A 7650-nucleotide genomic window follows, 5' to 3' on the forward strand; every position below is an offset into this window, starting at 1 on the left:
GGCGGCGCACGACGACGGTCGCCGTCTCCTCCGCCGCGGCCACCGCCGAGGCGACGGGCGCGGGCAGCCACCCCGCGAAGTCGGTCAGCGGCCGGCCCGCCGACTCCTCGCACAGCGCCGCCAGTTCGTCCGCCCCGGGTCTGCGGCCGGGGTCGGCGGCCAGGGTGGCCCGCAGGATCCCCCGCAGCGGCTCGGGATAGTCGTCGAGCACCGGCGGGCTGGTGTCGGTGGCGGCGATCTGTGCGGCCACCCCGAGGCCGGTGCCGTCCCCGTAGGGGTGGCGGCCGGTTGCGGTGACCGCGGCCAGCAGTCCGAGGGCGAACACGTCACTGGCCGGGCCGGGTTCCCGGCCGAGGGCGTGCTCCGGCGACATGTAGCGGGGCGTGCCCACGATGCCGCCGGTCACGGTCAGGTTGGTGGTGTCGGCGGAGCGGGCGATCCCGAAGTCGATCAGCCAGGGGCCGTCGGTGCCGATCAGGGCGTTGCTGGGCTTGACGTCCCGGTGCACGTACCCGGCGGCGTGCACGGCGTGCAGCGCCCGGGCGAGACACCCGGTGACCTGCAGGGCGGCCGGGAGGGGCAGCGGCCCGTACCGGTCGAGCAGGGCGTCCAGGGGCAGCCCCGGCTGGTAGGCGGAGGCGATCCAGGGCTGCTCGGCGTCGGTGTCGAAGTCGAGGACGGGCACCAGGTGGTACCCGGCCACCTTCCGGGCGGCCTGCGCCTCCAGGGCGAAGCGCCGGCGGTACTGCGGGTCCCTGGCGTGCTCCCGGCGGATCACCTTCAGCGCGAGTGGACGGTTCCCGCGCGTGCGGGACAGGTAGACGGTGCCCATGCCGCCCTCGCCGATGCGGGCCTCCAGCGGGTAGCCGCTGATCTCCCGCGGGTCCCCGGGGCCGAGTGGCTCCAGGCCGCCCCCGTCACCGACCTGCCGCATCCGCCGTCCCCCTCCCCGTGCGCCGCCCTCTCCGAGTGGCCGCAGCCTAACCCCCGGCCGGGCCGGGCGCCTGAGTAGGAGAACCCGAGTACGGCGCCCCGCCCTTGGGCTCACGGGGGCCCAAGGCACAGGTGCCGTACGGCGGGTGCGACTTTCGTCGCCGCCGGCCGCGACCAAAGGTCACAGCACCGGGCGGCCGGCAGGCCGTAGCGTGCTGCCGTGACTCACGCGGAATCCATGGAATCCATGCCCCCGGCCGCCCCCGCCGTCCGGGCGCCGGAGGCGGGCGCGCGCCGGGCCTTCCGTCCGGCCGCACCGGTGAGGGCACTCTTCGCCCCCGGCATGTGGCCCGCCCGGCGCATCGTCGGGGAATCGCTGCTCGTCCTCGTCCTGGCCGGGCAGTCGCTGGGCATGGACCTGGTGAGCGACGCCGGGGCGCTGCGCACGGCCGGGACCGCGCTGCTCGTCGTGCTGCTGACCCCGCTGCGCCGGGTGCTGCCCGCGACCGTGCTGGTCGTCGTCGCCGCCGCGTCGGTGCTCGCCCCGATGGCGGCGGTGATGTTCGTCGCCGCCTGGTCGGCCGGGCGGCGCATCGACGGGGCCCGCCGGACCTTCGGGATCTTCGCCCTCGCCTATCTGCTCGCCCTGCTGTCCGGGCTGTGGGAGCTGCCCCACCTGTCCCTGGCGCTCATGGCGTTCGGCGCGCTGCTCCAGCTCTTCTTCATCATGGTGCCGGGGCTCGCCGGCCGGTACCTGTCGCAGCGCCGGACCCTGACCGACATCCTCGGCGAGTACCACGCCCAGCTCCTGCGCGAGCGCGAGATCGTCGCCGAGCACGCCCGGATACGGGAGCGGCAGCGCATCGCGCAGGACATGCACGACAGCCTCGGGCACCAGCTCGCGCTGATCGCCGTGCACACCGGGGCGCTGGAGGTGGACCGCGAGCTGACCGACCGGCAGCGCGAGGCGGTCGGGGTGCTGCGCGAGGCGTCGGTGGCGGCGATGCACGAACTGCGGGACGTGGTCGGCGTGCTGCGCGACGGGGTCGAGGCGCCGTCCGGTCCCGCGGGCGGCCCGGGCCCGGACGACGCGGGGGCCGGGCAGCGTTCGCGCGGTGTGGCCGGCATCGAGGGCCTGGTGGAGACCTGCCGCAAGGCGGGCGCGACCGTGGAGCTGCGGTCCACGGGCGAGCCGCGCCCCCTCGCCCCCGCGGCGGGCCACGCGGCGTACCGGATGGTCCAGGAGGGCCTGACCAACGCGCACAAGCACGCGCCCGGCGCCTCCATCGGCGTCGGTCTGCGCTACGAGCCGGACTCCCTGGTCGTCGAGGTCGCCAACGGGCCGGGGACGGGGCCCGCGCCGCACGGGGTGACGAGCGGCGGACAGGGCCTGACCGGGCTGGCGGAGCGGGCCCGGCTGGTCGGCGGCATGGTCCACGCGGGCCCCACGGAGGACGGCGGGTTCCGCCTCGCGGGCGTCCTGCCGTACACCTCGCCGGGCGACGGCCCCGCGCAGCAGCCGCCCGGAGCGCCGACGACATTCGTCGCACCGGCCGGCGACCTTCGGGGGCAGAGCCCGGCCGGCGCCCTCGGCCAGAGTGATCGCGTTCTCGAACGGATCGCTCTCCCGAAGGAGTTGGCCAGAGCAATGAACAGGGACAAGAGACGCAAGGGTGTGGCCATCGGCTGCGGAGTGGCCGTGCTGGCCGGTGTGCTGCTGCTGGCCGGACTGGTCGTGGGGGCCGTCATGCTGTTCCGCGAGGCGGAGAAGTCCATGATCGAGCCGCACGAGTACCGGGCGGTGGAAGTGGGCCGGTCCGAGGCCCATGTCCGCGCGCAGCTGCCCAGCGGGGACTCCTTCCTGATGGACGGTCTGGACAAGGGCGCCCCGCCCGAGCCCGCGGGGGCCGAGTGCGTCACCTACCGCTCCACCGAGGTCGCCGACGACTGGGACAAGGAGCCGGTGTTCCGGTTCTGCTTCAAGGACGGCAGGCTCATCGAGAAGAAGTCCTTCGAGGTCACGGTGTAGTGGGCGCGGGCGCGACCGGCGCCCACTGTCCGGGCCGGCGGGCCGGTGGGCCGGTACCGGCCGGGACGGCGGGACCCCGGATCGTGGATGATGTCCCGGTGCTCGCAGGAATGGCCGTCCAGGACCGCACGGGAGAGTCGTGATCAGGGTTCTCGTGACCGATGACGAACCGCTCATCCGGGCGGGCATCAGGATGATCCTCTCCTCCGCCGACGACATCGAGGTCGTCGCCGAGGCGGCGAACGGCCGCGAGGCGGTCGACCTCGCCCGCACCCACGGCGTCGACGTGGTGCTGCTCGACCTGCAGATGCCGGTCATGGACGGGCTGAGCGCCCTGGCCGAACTGCACCGGGCCGTCCCCCGCGCCCGGGTGCTGATCCTGACCACGTTCGGCGAGCGGCAGAACGTCCTGCGCGCCCTGACCGAGGGGAGCGCCGGGTTCCTGCTGAAGGACTCGGCGCCCGCGGAACTCATGGGCGCGGTACGGGCCGCGGCGGCCGGCGAGGCGTACCTGTCCCCGGGGGCGACCCGGCACGTCGTGGACTCGCTGGCGTCCGGCGGAGCGGCCCAGCGCGCCGAACGGGCCCGCCGGCGCCTGGAGATACTGACCGACAGGGAGCGGGAGGTCCTGGCCCTGCTGGGGGAGGGCCTGTCCAACGCGGACGCCGGTCGGCGGATCCACATGAGCGAGGCGACGGTCAAGACGTACGTGAGCCGCATCCTCGCCAAGCTGCGGTGCGAGAACCGCGTGCAGGCCGCCCTCCTGGCCCGGGACGCGGGCCTGGACGCCTGACGGACGCCACCCGCCGCGTCACGGCGGGCGGGGCCGGTGGCGGGCCGGGTCAGTGGTGGGCGTGGACCACGGCGTGGCCCTTGCCGCGGCCGATCATCCACTTGTTGACCGGCGTGGTGACGAGGAACGCCACGACGAAGCCGCCGAGCAGCGCCGACCAGAACAGCCCGTCGGAGAGGCCCGCGTCCATGGCGCCGGGGGTGAGGGCGATGATGCCGTTGTCGACCAGTTCCATCACCGCGATGGAGACCGTGTCGGCGGCCAGCGCGACCTTGACCGCGGCCTTGAGGGACAGGCCCGCGCGGAGCACCGCGAAGAGGGTCAGGGAGTAGCCGAAGACGAAGGCCAGGGCGATCGCGAGGACCATGGTCGGCACGTTTCCCCACAGCAGCGCGGTGCCGATGACCATGCCGAGGATCTCGCCGACGGCACAGCCGGTGAGGCAGTGCAGGGTGGCCCGCACGGCCGTCGACCACTCGGCGCCGGCCGCCCGCGGGGTGTCGGGCGCGTGGGGTGCCGGGGGTCCGCCGGGCCGCGCGTGAGGTGTGTCGTGGTGGGCATGGCGCGCGTGGTGGTCCATGGTCCTCATCCCCAATCGGCTCCGCGCCGGGCCGCCCCGGCGGGTGCGTCCGTCCGTTCGGGCACACACAACGCTATACCCCAGGGGGGTATTCCGCACTGCGCTGTTCCGTCTCCGGCTGTTCCGTCTCCGGCTGTTCCGTCTCCGGCCGTCCTGTCCTGGTCCTGTCAGTGTCCGGCGAGTTCCCCGCTCAGCGTCGTATGGATCCTGGCGCTCGGCTCGTTCAGGCCGACGATCTCGACGGTCTTCCCGCGGCGCGCGTACTTCGTCTCGATGGCGTCCAGGGCGGCGACGGACGAGGCGTCCCAGACGTGCGCGGCGGACAGGTCGATGACGACCCGGTCGGGGTCGGTCGCGTAGTCGAAGCGGCCGACGAGGTCGTTGGAGGACGCGAAGAACAGCTCGCCCGTCACCCGGTAGACGACCGTGGAGCCGTCGGGGTCGGTGACCGCGGTGACGTCCGCGACGCGGGCCACGCGCCGGGCGAAGACGACCATCGCGGTGACCGAGCCGACGACGACACCGACGGCGAGGTTGTGGGTGGCGACCACGCAGGCGACGGTGACCAGCATGACGGTGGTCTCGCCGACGGGCATGCGGCGCAGCGTCCGCGGCGCGACGGAGTGCCAGTCGAAGGTCGCGAAGGACACCATCACCATCACCGCCACCAGCGCCGCCATGGGGATGCCGGAGACGACCGGCCCGAAGACGATGCACAGCACCATCAGGAACGCCCCGGCGAGGAACGTCGACAGCCGGGTCCGGGCACCGGACACCCGCACGTTGATCATCGTCTGGCCGATCATGGCGCAGCCGCCCATGCCGCCGAAGAAGCCGGTCACGATGTTGGCGACGCCCTGCCCGACGGACTCGCGGGTCTTGCTGGAGCGGGTGTCGGTGATGTCGTCGACCAGCTTGGCCGTCATCAGCGACTCCATCAGGCCGACCAGCGCCATGGCCAGCGCGTAGGGGGCGACGGTGGTCAGCGTGTCCAGGGTGAACGGCACGTCGGGCAGGCCCGGCACGGGAAGCGCGGAGGGCAGCTCGCCCTTGTCGCCGACCGTCGGCACGGCGATCCCGGCCGCGACGGTGATCACGGTCAGGACGACGATCGACACCAGGGGCGCCGGGACCACCGTGGTGACCTTCGGGAAGAACACCATCAGCGCCAGTCCGGCGGCCATCAGCGGATACACCGGCCACGGCACGTCCGTCATCTCCGGCACCTGCGCCATGAAGATCAGCACGGCCAGGGAGTTGACGAAGCCGACCATCACGCTGCGCGGCACGAACCGCATCAGCCGGGCCACCCCGAGCGCCCCCAGGACGATCTGGAAGACACCGGCCAGCAGGACGGCCGCGACGAGGTAGCCGAAGCCGTGCTCGCGGTTCAGCGGCGCGATGACCAGGGCGACGGCACCCGTGGCCGCGGAGATCATCGCCGGCCGCCCGCCGACGACGGCGATGGTGACGGCCATGGTGAACGAGGCGAACAGCCCGACCGCCGGGTCGACCCCGGCGATGATCGAGAAAGAGATCGCCTCCGGGATCAGCGCCAGGGCGACCACCAGGCCGGCCAGGACCTCGGTGCGCAGCACCTTCGGATCGGACAGCCAGACGGGACGTCGGGGGCCGCGCAACCAGGCGGCCGGGGACAGGACGGGAGTGGACAAGGGAAGGGAACCTGTCGTGCTCGGGCACACCCGGCCGGGACGGTGGGCGCGCGGGAAGGCTTGAGGGCGCGAGGGGAGCCCGGGCGGGCTCCGGGTCCGCGAGCGGCGCGGACCGGCGTCAGGGGGCGGCGGCCGGAAGACCCCGGCGGGGCCCGGACGCGACGGGGAGGCGCGGGGTCACGGCGGACAGAAGGCGGCGACACAGGTCGGCACGCGCACGCTCTCTCCTGGGATGCTCGATGCTCGGGGGCGACGGTCCGTCGCCGGGGGCGCCATCGGCCCCGACACGGCTGACAATCACGGGACCGCATCCCGCACCATGGAACGGGCACGGCCCACGGCCGGCCCGACGCCGGGCAACTCTACCCTAACGTTAGGGTAGGTTTTCGGCGGCGGCCGTCCGCGGCCGGCGACAGACGAGGAAGGCATCCCGCGTGAGCAGCGAGCACATGCAGATCGGCGAGGTCGCCGCACGGACCGAGCTGTCGCTGCGCACCATCCGGCACTACGAGGAGACCGGTCTGGTCATCCCCTCCGCCCGCTCCCAGGGCGGCTTCCGCCTCTACACCGAGGCCGACGTCGCCCGCCTGATGGTCATCCGCCGCATGAAGCCCCTCGGCTTCACCCTCGACGAGATGCGCGACCTGCTCGACATCACCGACCGCCTGGACACGGCCACCGGCGACGAACTCCCCGCCGACCGGCGCGAGGAACTGCTGGAGCGGCTGCGCGACTTCGACCGGGCCGCGAAGAAGCGGGTCGAGGACCTACGGACCCAGCTGTCCCGGGCGGAGGAGTTCGCCGCCACCCTGGCCGCTCGCCTGACGCGGGTGCCCGCCCCCTGACCGGGCCGCGGCGCGGGCGCGGCGGCGGCCGGTGGCCGTGTACCACTGCACGGCGAGCACGCACGCGAGGGCGACCTCCACCGCGTCCCCGCCGTAGTACATGATCTGCGCGCCCAGCCGCAGGTCGGACGCCGCGAAGGCGGTGCCGGGCGGCCCGGTGGCGTAGAGGCTCTTCGCCAGGACGGCGTGGGCCGCCCCGGCGAGCAGCAGCGTCGCCGCCCGCAGCGGCAGACCCCACCGGCGGCGCACCGGGTCGACGAGGCAGACGGCGAAGGAGAACAGCAGACCGGCCGCCAGCATGTGCAGGTCGAGCAGGGCGCCCAGGACGGGCCGGTGGTGCACGGCGGACAGCAGGCCGGTGCGGTACAGCAGCCACAGCCCGCCGATGTCGACGACCGCGGCCACCGGGGGGAACAGCAGCCACCCGACCGGAGCCGAGTGCGCCACCCGCACCAGCCCGCGGCGGACCGCCCCCGGCGGCAGCACCCGCAGGGCGAGGGTGAGCGGACGGGCGGCCACCAGCAGGACGGGACCGGCCATGGCGACCAGCAGGTGACGGGCCGCGTGCGCGGCGAACGGTCCGCCCGGCAGCTCACCGCACAGCCCCCACACCACCAGCGCGACCCCGGCGGCGAAGACGGCGTCCCGGTGCCGCGGCCAGGCGTCACCGCGCAGGCGCAGCGCAGCGGAGGCCCACAGGTACGCGGCACCGGCCAGACCGCACAGGACGACGGCCGCCACGACGACGGCCGGCAGCGGGCCGGACGTCACCGGACCGGCCGTCAGAGGGGCGGCCA

7 protein-coding genes are annotated in these 7650 nt (G+C 74.2%); 3 read left to right on the plus strand and 4 right to left on the minus strand.

Features of this window, described 5'->3' with window-relative positions:
* Positions 1-934: serine/threonine-protein kinase (locus G3I53_RS01335; protein ID WP_164437941.1), on the minus strand; the 934-nt coding region annotated here is incomplete at its 3' end.
* Positions 935-1153: 219 nt separating this feature from the next.
* Between G3I53_RS01335 and G3I53_RS01340 the strand changes: the two genes are divergently transcribed.
* Both G3I53_RS01340 and G3I53_RS01345 read left to right on the plus strand, forming a co-directional pair.
* Positions 1154-2962 carry a histidine kinase gene (locus G3I53_RS01340; RefSeq protein WP_343240533.1) on the plus strand — a complete coding sequence of 603 codons (1809 nt, stop codon included), beginning with the start codon at positions 1154-1156 and terminating at the stop codon, positions 2960-2962.
* A gap of 139 nt (positions 2963-3101) precedes the next feature.
* Positions 3102-3755, plus strand: a complete 654-nt coding sequence (locus tag G3I53_RS01345) for a response regulator transcription factor (RefSeq protein ID WP_164338899.1) — start codon at positions 3102-3104, stop codon at positions 3753-3755.
* Positions 3756-3804: 49 nt separating this feature from the next.
* Here the strand turns inward: G3I53_RS01345 and G3I53_RS01350 are convergent, their stop codons facing one another.
* Positions 3805-4335, minus strand: a complete 531-nt coding sequence (locus G3I53_RS01350; protein WP_239063467.1) for a DUF4396 domain-containing protein — start codon at positions 4333-4335, stop codon at positions 3805-3807.
* Between the two features lie 167 nt (positions 4336-4502).
* Positions 4503-6008, minus strand: coding sequence for a SulP family inorganic anion transporter (locus G3I53_RS01355; protein ID WP_164334298.1), 1506 nt, complete (start codon positions 6006-6008; stop codon positions 4503-4505).
* Positions 6009-6442: 434 nt separating this feature from the next.
* On the opposite strand from G3I53_RS01355, the gene G3I53_RS01360 reads away from it, so the two are divergent.
* Positions 6443-6853, plus strand: coding sequence for a MerR family transcriptional regulator (locus G3I53_RS01360; protein ID WP_164334297.1), 411 nt, complete (start codon positions 6443-6445; stop codon positions 6851-6853).
* On the opposite strand, the gene G3I53_RS01365 is transcribed toward G3I53_RS01360, so the two are convergent.
* Positions 6776-7650: cytochrome c oxidase assembly protein (locus G3I53_RS01365; RefSeq protein ID WP_343240534.1), on the minus strand; the 875-nt coding region annotated here is incomplete at its 5' end. The genes G3I53_RS01360 and G3I53_RS01365 overlap by 78 nt on opposite strands.

The sequence above is a fragment of the Streptomyces sp. SID14436 genome (assembly GCF_010548465.1).
Classification (GTDB): Bacteria; Actinomycetota; Actinomycetes; order Streptomycetales; family Streptomycetaceae; genus Streptomyces.

Coding starts and splice junctions, on each gene's coding strand:
- G3I53_RS01350 (WP_239063467.1), bottom strand. CDS start 4,335: ATGGACCACCACGCGCGCCATGCCCACCACGACACACCTCACGCGCGG.